Genomic DNA, 14,477 nt, shown 5'->3' on the forward strand with positions numbered 1-14,477 from the left:
TATTGATGCTGAACAGCTCGAATATGCTCATTTTCTGATCCTTGGGCATGAGGGTTAGTATGCGAGGGCGCCATTCTAAGGGGTGAGGGGGAGGAGGGGCAGGACTTTTGTCCGCCCCGGGCTTGGCCCATATCAAAGAAATCGCCGCTGCTGCCCGGTTATTCCAGCAGTGATGGGTTATGGTGCCCCGGCGGGCCGGACTTTATTGATATGTAGCAAGATGATAGCGCCGTGGCTGTGGTCTGATAGAGTCCACTCTCCGGGAGGATAATCACGTGATAAAAGGAGGTTGCATTGAATTCCGAGCTTGTCTGGGTGCTCTGTCTGCTGGCTGGCGCCATCTATCTCTTCATGACCAACAAGGTGCGCATGGACGTGGTGGCCCTTGGTGTGGTCATCCTGTTTGTGCTGAGCGGCACCCTCACCCTGCCGGAGGCGCTGGCGGGGTTTAGCGATCCCAACGTCATTCTGATTGCCGCCCTGTTTGTGGTGGGTGAGGGGCTGGTGCGCACCGGCATCGCCTATCAGGTGGGGGATGCATTGGTGAAGGTGGCGGGTAGCAGCGAGACCAAGCTGCTGGTGTTGCTGATGGTAGCGGTGGCGAGTCTGGGGGCTGTGATGAGCAGCACCGGAGTGGTGGCCATCTTTATCCCGGTGGTGCTGAGCGTGGCGAACCGGATGGGGATCCCGGCCGGTCGCCTGATGATGCCCCTCGGTTTTGCCGGGCTGATCAGCGGCATGATGACGCTGGTGGCCACGCCCCCCAATATGGTGGTCAACAGCGAGCTGATGCGCCACGGCATACATGGTTTCGGGTTCTTCGATTTCACCCCGATGGGCGTGCTGATCCTGGGGCTGGGCATCCTCTACATGCTGCTGGTGCGCGGCTCCTTGGTGGGCGAAGGGGAAGAGGGCAAAGGCAAGCCGAACGGGCGCCGCACCCTGCGCGATCTCATCCGAGACTACCGATTGGCCGGTCGGGCCCGCCGTCTGGCGCTGCGGCCTGACTCCCCGCTGATTGGTCACACCCTGGAAGAGCTGCAACTACGCGCCCGTTATGGTGCCCACGTCATCGGGGTGGAGCGTTGGCGCAAGTTCCGCCGGGTGATGGTGCCGGTATCGGGGATCAGTGAATTTCAGGCGAAGGATGTGCTGCTGATCGACATGTCAGATCCCGAGGTGGATGTGCGGGCGTTTTGCAGCGAGGCACGGCTCGAGCCGATGATCCTGCGCGGGGAGTACTTCTCCGATCAGGCGCGGGAGGTGGGGATGGCCGAGGTGTCGCTGATCCCCGAGTCCAAGCTGCTGGGTAAAAGCGTGCGTGAGGTGACCTTCCGCTCCAGCTATGGTCTGAGCGTGGTGGGGCTGCGCCGCGACGGTGAGGCACTGGCAGGCAAGCTGGTAGACGAGCCATTGCAGATGGGCGACACCCTGCTGGTGGTAGGGAACTGGAGCCACATCAGACAGTTGCAGACCCATAGCCGCGACTTTCTGCTGATGGGGCTGCCCGCCGAAGTGGACGAGATGGCCCCCGCCCGCAGTCAGGCCATTCATGCCCTCTTCTGTCTTGGAGTGATGATCCTGCTGATGGTGACCGATCCGGTGCCCAACGTGATTGCCGCGCTGATTGCCTGTCTGCTGATGGGCAAGTTTCGCTGTATCGATATGGAAAGTGCCTACAAGTCGATCCACTGGCCGACCCTGATCCTCATCGTCGGTATGCTCCCCTTTGCGCTGGCGCTGCAAAAAACCGGCGGGGTGGATCTGATCGTCGGTGGTCTGATCAATGCGGTAGGGGAGATGGGGCCGCGGGTCATGCTGGCCAGCCTGTTTGCCCTCTGCGCGGTGATCGGGCTCTTTATCTCCAACACCGCCACCGCAGTGCTGATGGCGCCCATTGCGCTGGGCACGGCCCAGCAGATGGGGGTATCGCCCTATCCGTTTGCCATGACCATTGCCATCGCCGCCTCGGCCGCCTTTATGACGCCGGTTTCGTCACCGGTGAATACCCTGGTATTGGGGCCGGGCAACTACAAGTTCGCCGACTTTATCCGTATCGGGGTGCCATTCACCCTGTTGGTGATGGCGGTGAGCGTGGTAGCGATCCCCTGGTTCTTCCCATTCTGATAACCGGGATGATGAATGTGTGCACCAGCGGCCTGCGGGCCGCTTTTTTATGGCCGGGAGACAAGAGTGGCAAGGCGTGATCGGAATCAGTGAAGAGTGACGTGAACGGGAATTAACGTGGAGCTGGGTTAATAGAGGAGCGAGAGAAAAACTGGGGAGAGGCAAATTTCAGATACAAAAAAACCAGCGTGAGCTGGTCTGTTTGGTACTGCTATTAATGGTGCGGAAGGAGAGACTCGAACTCTCACGCCTAGGGCGCCAGAACCTAAATCTGGTGCGTCTACCAATTTCGCCACTTCCGCAATATTAATGGTGGCTATGACGGGATTCGAACCTGTGACCCCCGCATTATGAGTGCGATGCTCTAACCAACTGAGCTACATAGCCGTTTGTTATCGACCACTGATGTGGAAGAGAACAGAAAAATGGCTGGGGTACTAGGATTCGAACCTAGGGATGGCGAGATCAAAACCCGCTGCCTTACCGCTTGGCGATACCCCAACAGAAATAATGGTGGCTATGACGGGATTCGAACCTGTGACCCCCGCATTATGAGTGCGATGCTCTAACCAACTGAGCTACATAGCCAACCTTGCTTCCGGTGAGTCGTTACCTCGTCACCGTGCGGGCCGAATTATGCGTATCTGGCTCTGGGGCGTCAACCCTTTTTTTGCCAGAAAAACGCAATTTGAGTGCGTTTGACCAGTTATTGGTCTCTGTTGCGCAAAAGCCCAACAATCTGCTTTTTTTTAAGACATTGCCATGATTGCCCGGGCAATGGCAGATAAAAAACAGGCCAGCAAATGCTGGCCTGTCATGGGATTAGACGTTGAACAGGAAGTTCATGATATCGCCATCTTTGACGATGTAATCTTTCCCTTCAGCGCGCATCTTGCCCGCTTCCTTGGCGCCTTGCTCACCCTTGTAGTTGATAAAGTCTTCAAAGGCGATGGTTTGGGCGCGAATAAAGCCTTTTTCAAAGTCAGTGTGGATCTTGCCAGCCGCTTGCGGGGCAGTGGCACCGACCGGAATAGTCCAGGCGCGTACCTCTTTCACACCGGCGGTGAAGTAGGTCTGCAGGTTGAGCAGCTGGTAGCCGGAGCGGATAACGCGGTTCAGGCCCGGCTCTTCGATGCCCAGGTCAGCCATGAACTCGGCGCGATCTTCGTCGTCCAGTTCGGCAATGTCGGCTTCAATAGCACAGCATACGACCACGACAACCGCGTTCTCGGCGGCGGCGATTTCACGCACCTTGTCCAGATAGGGATTGTTCTCGAAACCATCTTCCGCCACGTTGGCGATATACATGGTGGGTTTCAGGGTCAGGAAGTTGAGGTGGCTCACAGCGGCCAGCTCTTCTTTATCCAGCTTCATGCCGCGGATCATCTGGCCGTTTTCCAGCGCGACCTTGATCTTCTCAAGCACTTCCACTTCCAGCTTGGCATCCTTGTCGCCGCCTTTGGCGCGCTTGGACTGACGGTGAATGGCACGCTCGCAGGCGTCCAGATCCGACAGGGCCAGCTCGGTGTTGATCACTTCGATGTCGTCGGCAGGGGAGACCTTGCCGGCAACGTGAATGATGTTTTCGTCGTCGAAGCAGCGCACTACGTGGCCGATCGCTTCGGTTTCACGGATGTTGGCCAGGAACTGGTTACCCAGACCTTCACCCTTGGAGGCGCCGGCAACCAGACCGGCGATGTCCACAAATTCCATGGTGGTCGGCACAACGCGCTGCGGATTGATGATGGCAGCCAGCTGATCGAGGCGCGGGTCCGGCATCGGCACCACACCTGTGTTCGGCTCGATGGTGCAGAACGGGAAGTTGGCGGCTTCGATACCGGCCTTGGTCAGCGCGTTGAACAGGGTGGATTTGCCTACATTGGGCAGGCCCACGATACCGCATTTAAAACCCATGGATTGTTACCTTACTTGATGGATGCTGTTGGGGGTCGCCCGCAGGCGGCCCATGTCATGCTTGTTCTGGTCATTGCTCATGTACCGGCACAATGCCCGTACAGGGTCAAACCGACCTAACCCTTTTCTGCCTTGAAGCTGTGCAAGCGATTCATGGCCTTGGTCATATCTTGTTTGAACAGGATGTCGGTGGCGCGCAGGGACTCGTCCAGCGCGGCGTCGATCAGGTTCTGTTCACTGCTGGGGGCCTTGGTCAGGACGAAGCCAGCCACCTGCTCTTTGCTGCCGGGATGGCCGATCCCGAGACGCAGCCGGAAGAAGTTATTGTTGTTGCCCATCTTGGCGATGATGTCCTTGAGGCCGTTATGGCCACCGTGACCACCACCCTGCTTGAACTTGGCGATGCCTGGCGGCAGATCCAGTTCGTCATGGGCCACCAGCATCGCTTCCGGCTCAATCTGATAAAAACGCGCCAGTGCGGCCACCGCCTTGCCAGAGAGGTTCATATAGGTGTTCGGGATGAGCAGCCGCACATCCTGCCCCTCGACCAGGATGCGGGCAGTATGGCCGAAGAACTTGGGTTCTTCACGCAGGCTGACATTGTGCCAGCGGGCCAGTTGCTCCACATACCAGGCGCCCGCATTGTGGCGGGTCTTGGCATATTCCGGGCCGGGGTTGCCCAGTCCGACGATCAGTTTGATTTCGCTTGTCACGCTTGATGTCTTCACTCGCAGCTGCCATGGGCACACTACCCATGGCAATAGGACGCAATATTCTAGCCGCCGAGTGGCGATCACTCAACCAATGCGCATGTTATGGCGGGATTTGCAGCATTATTGCGGTCAATGGGTGGCTAACGGTGGGCAAACGGGCCTCTTGCAAGAGGCCCGTTTCAGCTTGCCGATGGATTGTGCCCGGTTGACAACCGTCGTTATTTGGCACGCAGCAGGGTGACGGTCTCTTCATCCAGTGCGGTCAGGGTGGGACGGGCATCGCGCACATACTCCACGAAAGAAGCTGCATCGGTGCCGCAATCCACGCCGCTGGCTTTGCAATCGAGTGGCTGGCCCGGGGCATAGACGGCGCTCAGCAGCTCGCCGTCTTGTGCCACCTTCAGCACCGGGAAGGCGGTCAGCTTGCCATTGACGCTGGCGATATCGACCCGCTCGCTCTTCTGACGCTGGGCATTGGCCAGTGCCTGCCAGCCATCGTTGCCGTTGGCGCTGTAGGCGTTCATCACCACCCGATAGTGCTGGTTATCAACCAGATCTTGCCACTCGCCGTTTGCGGTCTTGCGCTGCAATTGGGTCAGGGTGCCCGCTTTGCCTGCGTCGGTCTCCTGGAAGGTGTAACGCAGGTGGCCGCCATAGGGGAACTTGCCGGCATGGGCGCTGGCGGGCAGGGTGGCGGTGATGGTCTCGGTCAGCAGGGCGCGTACCTCGGCGCCGGTCAGGGTCAGCACCGCGAGCTGGTTCTTGAATGGCAACAGGGTGAGGGCACTATCCCCCTCACGCCATTCGCCAGCAGGCAGGTCGGCGCGCACGCCGCCCACCGCAACCAGAGAAAAATCGACCGGGCCGCCGGTCAGGGCTTGCACTGCTGGGGTATTGGCCCAGTAGAACTCCCCTTCGGCAACCAGCGGCGCTACATCTGAGCCGTGGCTGTCGCTGCCGTTGTCGCCGGGGCGACGGGCATTTTGCAGCTGCTCGGGGATGGTGCCGATCACCGGGCCGTAGGCTTTCTCCAGCGCCGGTTTGTAGTGGCTGTCGATGATGCCGCGCAGGCGCGGATCTTCATCCACGGTGACCAGATTGGGTTGGTTGTCGACAAACTGGCTTGCCTCTTTGCTGCGGGCGTCGTCGAGCGCTTGCTTGCGCGCCGCATCGGCGAAGAAGTCGCGGCTGGCCAGCAGGCTGTTGTGGCCCTGGCAGTCGGTCACCTGACCCTGGCTGTCAAAGGTCACCTGTGCCAGACCGATGGCCTGGGCGTAGGAGCCCGCCTGCACCACGCAGGTCTTGCCGATGCCATCCGGATTGGTCACCAGCTTGGCGTAATCGCCGGTCTTGCCCCAGCCGATATTGCGAAAATCGCCGAGCAGGCTGTGGGAGTGGCCACCGACGATGGCATCGAGGCCGTTTACCTTGGCGGCCAGTGCCAGATCCCGCTCGTTGCCGATGTGGGTGAGCGCCACGATCTGATGGATCCCCTTGGCTTGCAGCATGTCGACCGTGGCCTGAGCCGAGGCGACCTCCTTGCCAAAGCGCAGCTTGCCGACGTTGGGGGCGATATTGCCCATGTCTTCCAGCACCAGACCGATGACGGCGACCAGCTGTTTGCCTTGCGGCAGGTTGTCGAGATCGGTGACCGGACTCTTCTGGTTGCCGTCAAAGGCGTAGACCACGAAGGGCTTGAGGTTGTCAGCCTTGCTAAGGGCCGGATCGGCCTTGGTGTCGAGGTTGGCGGCCAGCACCGGGAAGTTGACCCCCTCGATGAAGCGGGCCAGTTTCTGGTTATCCAGATCGAACTCGTGGTTGCCCAGCGCCATGGCATCGAGGCCGAACTGGCTCAGCAACTCGGCGTTGGCCATCCCCTCGTTGAGTTTGAAGTAGCCGCTGCCCTGCCAGGCATCACCGCCGTGCAGCAGCAGCAAGGGCTGGTTCTTGGCCAGCGCATCGGCCTGATAGGCTTTCGCCATGGTCAGCAGGCGCGGATAACCGCCAAAGCGGGTATAGAGGGTGTCCGTCTCCCCCTGCTGGGCAAAGATCTGCCCTTTGATCTCCGCATTGACCGGATCAAACTGGGAGTGGGTGTCGTTCATGTGAGCCAGGGTCAGCACGAAGGGCGGGTTTTCTTTGGCGGGCTGACAGGCGAACAGGGCGGAGGTGAGGGTCGCGAGCAGGAGGGGACGCAAGCAATTCATGGGTAAATCCTTAAGCCTGCCGGGGGCAGGGTCGTACCAGATAGCAGAAAGTTGGAAAGAGAAGGTCCAGAAAGACGAAAACCGCCTGATGGCGGTTTTCGTTATTGCTGAATCTATCAATGCTCAAACATGGCAGAGATGGACTCTTCGTTGCTGATGCGACGAATGGCTTCGGCCAGTACAGTTGACAGCGTCAGCTGCTTGACCTTGCCGACCGCTTTCATCTCCGCAGTGAGCGGGATGGAGTCGGTGATGATCAGTTCATCGATCACGGAGTTCTTGATGTTCTCGACGGCGGAACCGGAGAAGACCGGGTGGGTAGCGTAGGCGAATACACGCTTGGCACCGCGCTCTTTCAGGGCCTCTGCGGCTTTGCACAGGGTGCCGCCGGTGTCGATCATGTCATCAACGATGATGCAATCGCGGCCGGCAACGTCACCGATCAGGTGCATGACCTGGGAGACGTTCGGGCGGGGACGGCGCTTGTCGATGATGGCGATGTCGGTGTCATCCAGCAGCTTGGCGATGGCGCGGGCACGCACGACGCCACCGATGTCCGGGGAGACAACGACAGGAGACTCGAGGTTCTTGGACTTCATGTCTTCCAGCAGCACCGGGCTACCGAACACGTTGTCTACCGGAACGTCGAAGAAACCTTGAATTTGCTCGGCATGCAGGTCAACGGTCAGCACGCGATCCACACCGACGCTGGAGAGGAAGTCAGCGACAACCTTGGCGGTGATGGGTACACGGGCGGAGCGGACGCGACGGTCCTGACGGGCATAACCAAAGTAGGGGATAACGGCAGTGATACGGCCAGCTGAAGCACGACGCAGAGCATCCACCATGACGATCAATTCCATCAAATTGTCGTTGGTCGGGGCACAGGTGGATTGAATGATGAAGATATCGCCACCACGTACATTCTCATTGATCTGTACGCTGATCTCGCCGTCGCTAAAGCGACCTACGGCAGCATTGCCGAGTTTGATAAACAGGCGATCTGCGATCTTCTGGGCTAGTTCCGGCGTTGCGTTACCAGCAAACAGCTTCATGTCAGGCACGGTTTGAAACCTCGGGGTTGCATCCAGTATGTGGGGGAGTCTGAAATCAGACCCTATCGTTTTGGGGCAAACGATTTATCAAGATAACGTACAAGGTGTCTGCTGCCCAATGAATGTGATGATACCGGTAACCCGAATCCGTGGCCGAGTGCAAAACCGGCCACGTTAATCATCAATACCGTTCGGTAAAATTGGCTGGGGTACTAGGATTCGAACCTAGGAATGGCGAGATCAAAACCCGCTGCCTTACCGCTTGGCGATACCCCAATCATTTGAACTGTTGCAATGTGGAGAAGAGAGGTGATATGTTCTCGCCCTTGGCGACAAACCCATCAAGTCCCTTCGGCACGCAGGCCAACACTTCCCGAGCAGTCACTTCGTCTTCAAATTGAGCAAAGACGCAGGCTCCTGTGCCCGTCATTCTTGACGGCGCGTATTCTAGCAACCAGCCGAGCGCATTGGCAACCTCGGGGTGGCGCTTTTTCACCAGTGATTCGCAATCGTTTTTCCACTCGCCTTCCAGCAAGTTGTCCAGCGCCATTTTCGGCGTGGCTCTCGGCAGGTCCGGATCCTGGAATACGGCCGCGGTCGCTACATGGCAATCGGGCTTGAGCACCAGATACCAGGCATCGGGCAGTTCGACCGGTTGCAGCCGCTCGCCCACGCCTTCGGCAAAGGCCGCCCGGCCACGGACAAACACCGGCACATCGGCCCCCAGCTGGACGCCAAGCGCTGCCAGTTCATCTTCACTCAAACCCGCTTGCCAGAGGTGGTTAAGCGCCACCAGCGTGGTTGCTGCATCGGACGAACCGCCGCCAATACCGCCCCCCATGGGAAGCACTTTCTCCAGCCGGATATGGGCACCTTGCGGGCTCGACAGGGTTGCCTGCAGCAGGCGCGCCGCCCGGATAATCAGATTCTGCTCATCCGACACCCCGGGAATGGCCGGCGTCAGGGTGAGTGTGTCGCTATTTGGTATCACCTCGAACTCGAGCCAGTCGCTGTGGTTGAGGAAGATAAACAGGGTCTGCAGCTCGTGATAACCATCGGGACGACGGCCATTGACGTGTAAAAACAGGTTGAGTTTGGCCGGTGCCGGCCAGCGTGTGGAAGCCATTAACGTGCAAGAGTCCATTGGTTGATCTGAAGCTTGAGGCGGCTGTTCTGGCCGGTCATGGTCAGCTGGTGCGGCAGGCGGTAGCCATCCTGATCCCGATAATCGCCATAGACGATCTGCCACTGGCCGTCGCGCACGCTGGCCAGACTGCTGTCGGGGTTGAGTTCAAACTCCGCCTGACCCGGCAGCCCCTTGATCCACTCTGGCAATCCCGCAACCGGAATATTCCAGCCGGTCAGCTGATAGATGAGCGCTTCGGCATCCTGGCTCTGGTGGCGATTGCCGTCGCTGTCGAGCAGGGTGATCTCTCCCTTGCTGCGGGAGAGCTCCAGAATGCTGGTGCCAATCAGGCTGGTGAGGTTGAGGCGATAATCCTCCCCATCCTGCTGCCAGTTGAGACGGGCGCTGCCCTTTTGCTGTGGCGTGATGATGGCCATCTTGCCGGATAGCTGCCAGTGGGTCAGCTGCTCGAGACGGGTCCGCTCCTGGTTCCAGTTCACCTGGTCACGCTGGGGCTGGGTGGTGGCACAACCGGCCAGTAACAGCAGGCAGGTGAGGGTAAAAATACGTAGCAGCAAGAGACGGCTCCAGAGAGAGGAATTTGCCACAGTATACGGGGCGGCCGTATTGCTTTTAAAGACTTACCCTTTCTCGTACAATTGGCAGCCTTTGCACCCAGCGTATGAAATGATCGTCGCCCACTCATGAGTTTGCTTGCCCTCGGAATCAACCACAACACCGCCAGTGTCGCCTTGCGGGAACGGGTCGCCTTTGGCCCGGACTGCATCGATCGCGCCTTGCGTGAGCTGGTGAGCCAACCCGGTGTCAGCGAGGCGGTGATCGTCTCCACCTGCAACCGGACCGAACTCTATTGCAATCTGGAGGAGGAGCGGCAGGAGCAAGTGCTGCGCTGGCTGCAACAGTTCCACGGGCTGGACGCGGCCGAACTGGTCACTGCCATCTATCAGCATCACGATGAAGAGGCGGTGCGCCACCTGATGCGGGTGGCGTGCGGGCTCGACTCGCTGGTGCTGGGGGAGCCGCAGATCCTGGGGCAGATCAAGCAATCCTATGCCCACGCCCAGCAGGCGGAGTCGTTGAAGGGAGCGCTGGAGCGGTTGTTCCAGAAATCCTTCTCGGTGGCGAAAAGAGTGCGTACCGATACCGAGATTGGCGCCAGTGCCGTGTCGGTGGCCTTTGCCGCCGTCAGCCTGGGTCGGCGGATCTTCTCCGATCTCTCCCAGACCAAGGTATTGCTGGTCGGGGCGGGGGAGACCATCGAACTGGTGGCCCGTCATCTGCGCGAGCAGAACGTCACCAAGATGATGGTGGCGAACCGCACCCTGCAGCGCGCCCAGACTCTGGCGGCCGAATTCGGCGCCCAGGTGATGACGCTCGAAGAGATCCCCGACTATCTGCACGAGGCGGATATTGTCATCAGCTCGACCGCCAGCCCACTGCCCATCATCGGCAAGGGGATGGTGGAGCGCGCGCTGAAGGCCCGCCGCTTCAAACCCATGTTTCTGGTGGATATTGCCGTGCCGCGCGACATCGAAGCCGAAGTCGATGAGCTCTCCGATGCCTATCTCTACACGGTGGATGATTTGCAGGGGATCATCGAGCAGAACCTCGAAACCCGTAAACGGGCTGCCGCACAGGCGGAAGTGATCGTGCAGGAAGAGCGCGACGAGTTTATGGGCTGGTATCGCGGCCAGAGCTCGGTCGACCTCATTCGCGATTACCGCCATCAGTCCCAGCAAGTGGCTGATGAAGAGTTGCAACGGGCCCTGCTGGCATTGGCGCAGGGCGAGAGTGCCGAACAGGCGCTCAAGGCGATGGCCCATCGCCTCACCAACAAATTGATCCACGCGCCGACCCAGGCGTTGCGCCAGGCTGCCTCCCAGGGGGATCAGAGCGAGCTCTCCCGCTTGCGGCAGGCGCTGGGGTTGTCACAAGAGCCATAATTTTCGGGCAACCTGCCGGTTGTCCCGTCCTCCATTGAGAATGCAAGAGTTATGAATCCGTCACTGATCAGAAAGCTGGAAGGCCTCATCGAGCGCCACGAAGAAGTACAGGCCATGCTCGGCGAGCCGGATGTGGTCTCGGATCAGGATCGCTACCGCGCCCTGACCCGCGAATATGCCCAGCTGGAAGATATCGTTCACGCCTTCCAGCGTTACCGTCAGGCGCAGGATGATCTTGAGACCACCCAGATGATGCTGGAGGAGGATGATGCCGACCTGCGCGAGATGGCGCAGGAGGAGCTGCCGCTGGCCAAGGCCAATCTGGAGGCGCTGGAGCAGGAGCTTCAACTGATGTTGCTGCCCAAGGATCCCAAGGATGACAACAACTGCTATCTGGAGATCCGCGCCGGTGCCGGTGGCGACGAAGCGGCCATCTTTGCTGGTGACCTGTTCCGCATGTATTCACGGTTTGCCGAGCGTCAGGGCTGGCGCGTCTCCATTGTCAGCTGCAACGATGGTGAATACGGTGGCTACAAGGAGGTGATCGCCAAGATCGACGGCGAGCGCGTCTATGGCCGTCTCAAGTTTGAATCTGGTGGTCACCGGGTACAGCGGGTGCCGGAGACCGAGTCTCAAGGCCGGGTGCACACCTCCGCCTGTACCGTCGCCGTGCTGCCGGAAGTCCCGGAAGCCGAGCAGATCGAGATCAATCCTTCCGACTTGAAGATCGACACCTTCCGCGCCTCCGGTGCCGGTGGTCAGCACGTCAACAAGACCGACTCGGCCATTCGTATCACCCACCTGCCGACCGGTCTGGTGGTGGAGTGTCAGGACGAGCGCTCCCAGCACAAGAACCGCGCCAAGGCGATGTCGGTGCTCTCAGCCCGACTGCAAGCGGCCGAGGATGAGCGCCATCGCGCCGCCGAGCAGAGCACCCGCCGCAATCTGGTGGGCTCCGGCGATCGCTCCGAGCGCATTCGTACCTACAACTACCCGCAGGGTCGCCTCTCCGAGCACCGCATCAACCTGACCCTCTATCGCCTCTCCGAAATTTTGGAAGGGGATCTGGACTGCGTCATCACCCCGCTGGTGCAGGAGTATCAGGCCGATCAGCTCGCCTCGCTGGCCGAGAACAACTAATGCAAATGGTGATCCGGCAAGCTCGCATTAAGTGTTGTGCTCATAAGGTGGAGTGGCACTGATGCAGATCCAGCAGGCCCGCGCCCATATCATGACCGTGCTGGCTGGCGGGGAATCCCCCCGCGCCGACGCCGATGTACTGCTCTGCCATCTGCTCGGGTGTCGTCGCAGCTATCTGATGACCTGGCCCGAGCGTGAGCTGGATGCCGCCCAGCAGGCCACTCTGCAGGGGTGGCTGGTCCGTCGTCTCAATGGCGAACCCATCGCCCATCTGGTGGGCGAGCGGGAGTTTTGGTCGCTGCCCCTCAAGGTGAGCCCGGCGACCCTGATCCCGCGCCCCGATACCGAGGTGCTGGTCGAGCAGGCGCTGACCAGAATCCCGCAAGGTCCTTGCGCCGTGTTGGATCTCGGCACCGGCACCGGCGCCATCGCGCTGGCGCTCAAGTCCGAGCGGCCCGAGCTCGATGTGTGGGCGGTGGATCGGATGGCGGATGCCGCGGCGCTGGCCCGCGAGAACAGCTCCGCACTGGGGTTACCCATCGAGGTGCGCGACGGTAGCTGGTTCGAGCCCCTTGGCGAGCCGGATCGCGACGAAACGCCACGTTTTGCGGTGATTGTCTCCAATCCCCCCTATATTGATGGCGCCGATCCCCATCTCGAGCAGGGTGACGTGCGCTTTGAACCCCGCTCGGCGCTGGTTGCCGATGACGCCGGGCTGGCTGATATCCGCCACATCGTGGCCCACGCCCCCGCTTATCTGCTGACCGATGGCTGGTTGCTGCTGGAGCATGGCTGGGATCAGGGGGAGGCGGTGCGTCAGTTGCTGCGTGATGGCGGCTACCGCGAGGTAGCCACGGTGCGCGATTACGGGGATAACGGCAGGGTGACGCTGGGCCTCTGCCCGCAGCGCTGACGGTTCCTCACTGTTACACGGCGGGTTGCCTGTGCGCCCCCATGCAAGGATTGAATATGGTTTTTGTGCTCAAACACCTGCACCTCACCCTGATTGCCGGGGCCGTGCTGATGTTTATGCTCCGCTTCTACTGGGTACAGACCGCTACTGGCCGTGCCTACAGCACGCCGGTGATGAAGGTCAGCGGCTGGCTCAACGGTCTGGTGGTGCTCTCCGGCGTATTGCTCTGCATGGTGCTGGATCTCAACCCGCTCAATAACGGAACGCCCTGGCTCAGCGAGAAGCTGATGGCCATTCTGGTGCTGGTATTTCTGGCGGCGATGGCGCTGCGGCTGGCCAAAAGCAATCTGGTGCGCTGGTGCTCCTTTCTGGGGGCGCTCGGCTGGATCTACTTTATTGCCAAGTTGGCAGTGCTCAAACAGACGAGTGTGTTCGGCTAAGGCATGAAGAGAATGTTACACATAGACGAATGGACCGATTTCGAAGCCCACGACATCACCGAGCTGGCGTTGTCGGTCAGTGACGAAATTTATGGCTCAGTCGAGGAGGGGATCCGCGAGTTGAACCTGCTGGACGAGTGGCTGGACGAGCAGATCGAAGAGGGCACCTGCGACGAGGTGCGCCAGCAGTTGCTGCAGGGCTTCTACCACAGCCTCGGTTTTCATGGCGACTGGCAGGACTATTTCTCTGCCAACAACTGCGATCTCAATCAGGTGTTGGTTCAGCGCAAGGGGATCCCGGTCAGCCTCGGTATTCTCATCATCCAGCTTGGGCGCAAGCTCGGGCTCGATGTAGAGGGGATCTGCTTCCCCGGCCACTTCCTGGTGAGCTTTGCCGGTGGCGAGGGGGAGGTCTATGTCGACCCCTTTACCGGCGACGAGCTGAGTCTGGCCCGCATCGAGCTGCTACTGCGCGGTGCGCTGGGGGACTTGGCGACCTTGACCCCCGACTACCTGCAGCCCTCCGGCCAGTGGGAGATCATCGAGCGGTTGCTCAACGTCAGCAAGGGGGCCCTGCTGCGGGAAGATCGTATGCCCGAGGCACTACGCTGCAGCGAGCTGTTGTTGCGGATGAAGCCCGGCGATCCGCTGGAGACGCGGGATCGCGGCTTTATCTACGAGCAGCTCGATTGCCCGCGTCAGGCCGCCGACGATTTTGAATATTTTATTGAACAATGCCCGGACGATCCGGTCGCCGATGTGCTGAAAGTGCAGCTGGCCGCGCTGGATCTGAGCCCCAAGCCCCTCCATTAAGGGCGGCTTGAAACTGAAACAGAAGAATATCAAGGCCGCTGCGTCCGGTCGCAACGGAGTAACTT

At 59.9% G+C, this 14,477-nt stretch carries 11 protein-coding genes, 5 tRNA genes and 1 pseudogene; 6 read left to right on the plus strand and 11 right to left on the minus strand.

The genetic code is table 11. The annotated features are described in order from the left end of the window. Positions 1-294: 294 nt before the first annotated feature. Positions 295-2,127 (plus strand): SLC13 family permease, encoded by a 1,833-nt coding sequence (locus AACS18_RS05665; RefSeq protein WP_108612082.1) that lies wholly within the window; start codon positions 295-297, stop codon positions 2,125-2,127. Positions 2,128-2,345: 218 nt separating this feature from the next. On the opposite strand, the gene AACS18_RS05670 is transcribed toward AACS18_RS05665, so the two are convergent. From AACS18_RS05670 to lolB, 11 genes and pseudogenes are all read right to left on the minus strand, one after another. Next, positions 2,346-2,429, minus strand: a tRNA-Leu gene (locus AACS18_RS05670). 8 nt (positions 2,430-2,437) lie between these two features. Further along, a tRNA-Met gene (locus tag AACS18_RS05675) sits at positions 2,438-2,514 on the minus strand. Positions 2,515-2,553: 39 nt separating this feature from the next. Beyond that, positions 2,554-2,628: transfer RNA gene (locus AACS18_RS05680), tRNA-Gln, on the minus strand. A gap of 10 nt (positions 2,629-2,638) precedes the next feature. After that, positions 2,639-2,715 (minus strand) — tRNA-Met (locus AACS18_RS05685). Between the two features lie 234 nt (positions 2,716-2,949). Then, positions 2,950-4,041 carry a redox-regulated ATPase YchF gene (ychF, locus tag AACS18_RS05690; RefSeq protein ID WP_005353921.1) on the minus strand — a complete coding sequence of 364 codons (1,092 nt, stop codon included), beginning with the start codon at positions 4,039-4,041 and terminating at the stop codon, positions 2,950-2,952. Positions 4,042-4,157: 116 nt separating this feature from the next. Then, positions 4,158-4,754, minus strand: coding sequence for an aminoacyl-tRNA hydrolase (gene pth / locus AACS18_RS05695; protein WP_005334960.1), 597 nt, complete (start codon positions 4,752-4,754; stop codon positions 4,158-4,160). A gap of 218 nt (positions 4,755-4,972) precedes the next feature. After that, entirely contained in the window at positions 4,973-6,961 is a 1,989-nt protein-coding gene (locus AACS18_RS05700) for a bifunctional metallophosphatase/5'-nucleotidase (RefSeq protein ID WP_108612083.1), read from the minus strand. A gap of 116 nt (positions 6,962-7,077) precedes the next feature. Continuing rightward, positions 7,078-8,025 (minus strand): ribose-phosphate pyrophosphokinase, encoded by a 948-nt coding sequence (locus AACS18_RS05705; RefSeq protein ID WP_005343846.1) that lies wholly within the window; start codon positions 8,023-8,025, stop codon positions 7,078-7,080. A gap of 192 nt (positions 8,026-8,217) precedes the next feature. Further along, positions 8,218-8,292: transfer RNA gene (locus AACS18_RS05710), tRNA-Gln, on the minus strand. After that, positions 8,272-9,142: pseudogene (gene ispE, locus AACS18_RS05715) on the minus strand (4-(cytidine 5'-diphospho)-2-C-methyl-D-erythritol kinase). The gene AACS18_RS05710 and the pseudogene ispE overlap by 21 nt, the downstream one beginning before the upstream one ends. Then, complete coding sequence (gene lolB / locus AACS18_RS05720; protein WP_005353907.1) at positions 9,142-9,720, minus strand: lipoprotein insertase outer membrane protein LolB; 579 nt, start codon at positions 9,718-9,720, stop codon at positions 9,142-9,144. Before lolB ends, ispE begins: the two are co-directional and overlap by 1 nt. Before the next feature lie 126 nt (positions 9,721-9,846). On the opposite strand from lolB, the gene hemA reads away from it, so the two are divergent. The 5 genes from hemA (at position 9,847) to AACS18_RS05745 (ending at position 14,412) form a co-directional block, all read left to right on the plus strand. Then, on the plus strand, positions 9,847-11,106 hold the full coding sequence (hemA, locus tag AACS18_RS05725) for a glutamyl-tRNA reductase (RefSeq protein WP_064340862.1): 1,260 nt from the start codon (positions 9,847-9,849) through the stop codon (positions 11,104-11,106). 51 nt (positions 11,107-11,157) lie between these two features. Then, on the plus strand, positions 11,158-12,246 hold the full coding sequence (gene prfA, locus AACS18_RS05730) for a peptide chain release factor 1 (RefSeq protein ID WP_005353897.1): 1,089 nt from the start codon (positions 11,158-11,160) through the stop codon (positions 12,244-12,246). A 61-nt stretch (positions 12,247-12,307) separates the two neighbouring features. Further along, on the plus strand, positions 12,308-13,159 hold the full coding sequence (gene prmC, locus AACS18_RS05735) for a peptide chain release factor N(5)-glutamine methyltransferase (RefSeq protein ID WP_108612085.1): 852 nt from the start codon (positions 12,308-12,310) through the stop codon (positions 13,157-13,159). A 56-nt stretch (positions 13,160-13,215) separates the two neighbouring features. Then, the gene (locus AACS18_RS05740) at positions 13,216-13,599 is read left to right on the plus strand and encodes a SirB2 family protein (protein WP_108612086.1); all 384 of its coding nucleotides are present in this window, start codon (positions 13,216-13,218) and stop codon (positions 13,597-13,599) included. Positions 13,600-13,611: 12 nt separating this feature from the next. After that, positions 13,612-14,412: a SirB1 family protein gene (locus tag AACS18_RS05745; protein ID WP_005362204.1), complete on the plus strand. Its 801-nt coding sequence runs from the start codon at positions 13,612-13,614 to the stop codon at positions 14,410-14,412. Positions 14,413-14,477 lie beyond the last annotated feature (65 nt).

The sequence above is a fragment of the Aeromonas sp. HMWF015 genome (assembly GCF_963878965.1).
GTDB lineage: Bacteria > Pseudomonadota > Gammaproteobacteria > Enterobacterales > Aeromonadaceae > Aeromonas > Aeromonas veronii.

Bases quoted from the DNA above. Each gene is read 5' to 3' on its own strand.
- ychF (WP_005353921.1), bottom strand. From the start codon at position 4,041: ATGGGTTTTAAATGCGGTATCGTGGGCCTGCCCAATGTAGGCAAATCC.
- AACS18_RS05700 (WP_108612083.1), bottom strand. From the start codon at position 6,961: ATGAATTGCTTGCGTCCCCTCCTGCTCGCGACCCTCACCTCCGCCCTG.
- hemA (WP_064340862.1), top strand. From the start codon at position 9,847: ATGAGTTTGCTTGCCCTCGGAATCAACCACAACACCGCCAGTGTCGCC.
- prfA (WP_005353897.1), top strand. From the start codon at position 11,158: ATGAATCCGTCACTGATCAGAAAGCTGGAAGGCCTCATCGAGCGCCAC.
- prmC (WP_108612085.1), top strand. From the start codon at position 12,308: ATGCAGATCCAGCAGGCCCGCGCCCATATCATGACCGTGCTGGCTGGC.
- AACS18_RS05740 (WP_108612086.1), top strand. From the start codon at position 13,216: ATGGTTTTTGTGCTCAAACACCTGCACCTCACCCTGATTGCCGGGGCC.
- AACS18_RS05745 (WP_005362204.1), top strand. From the start codon at position 13,612: ATGTTACACATAGACGAATGGACCGATTTCGAAGCCCACGACATCACC.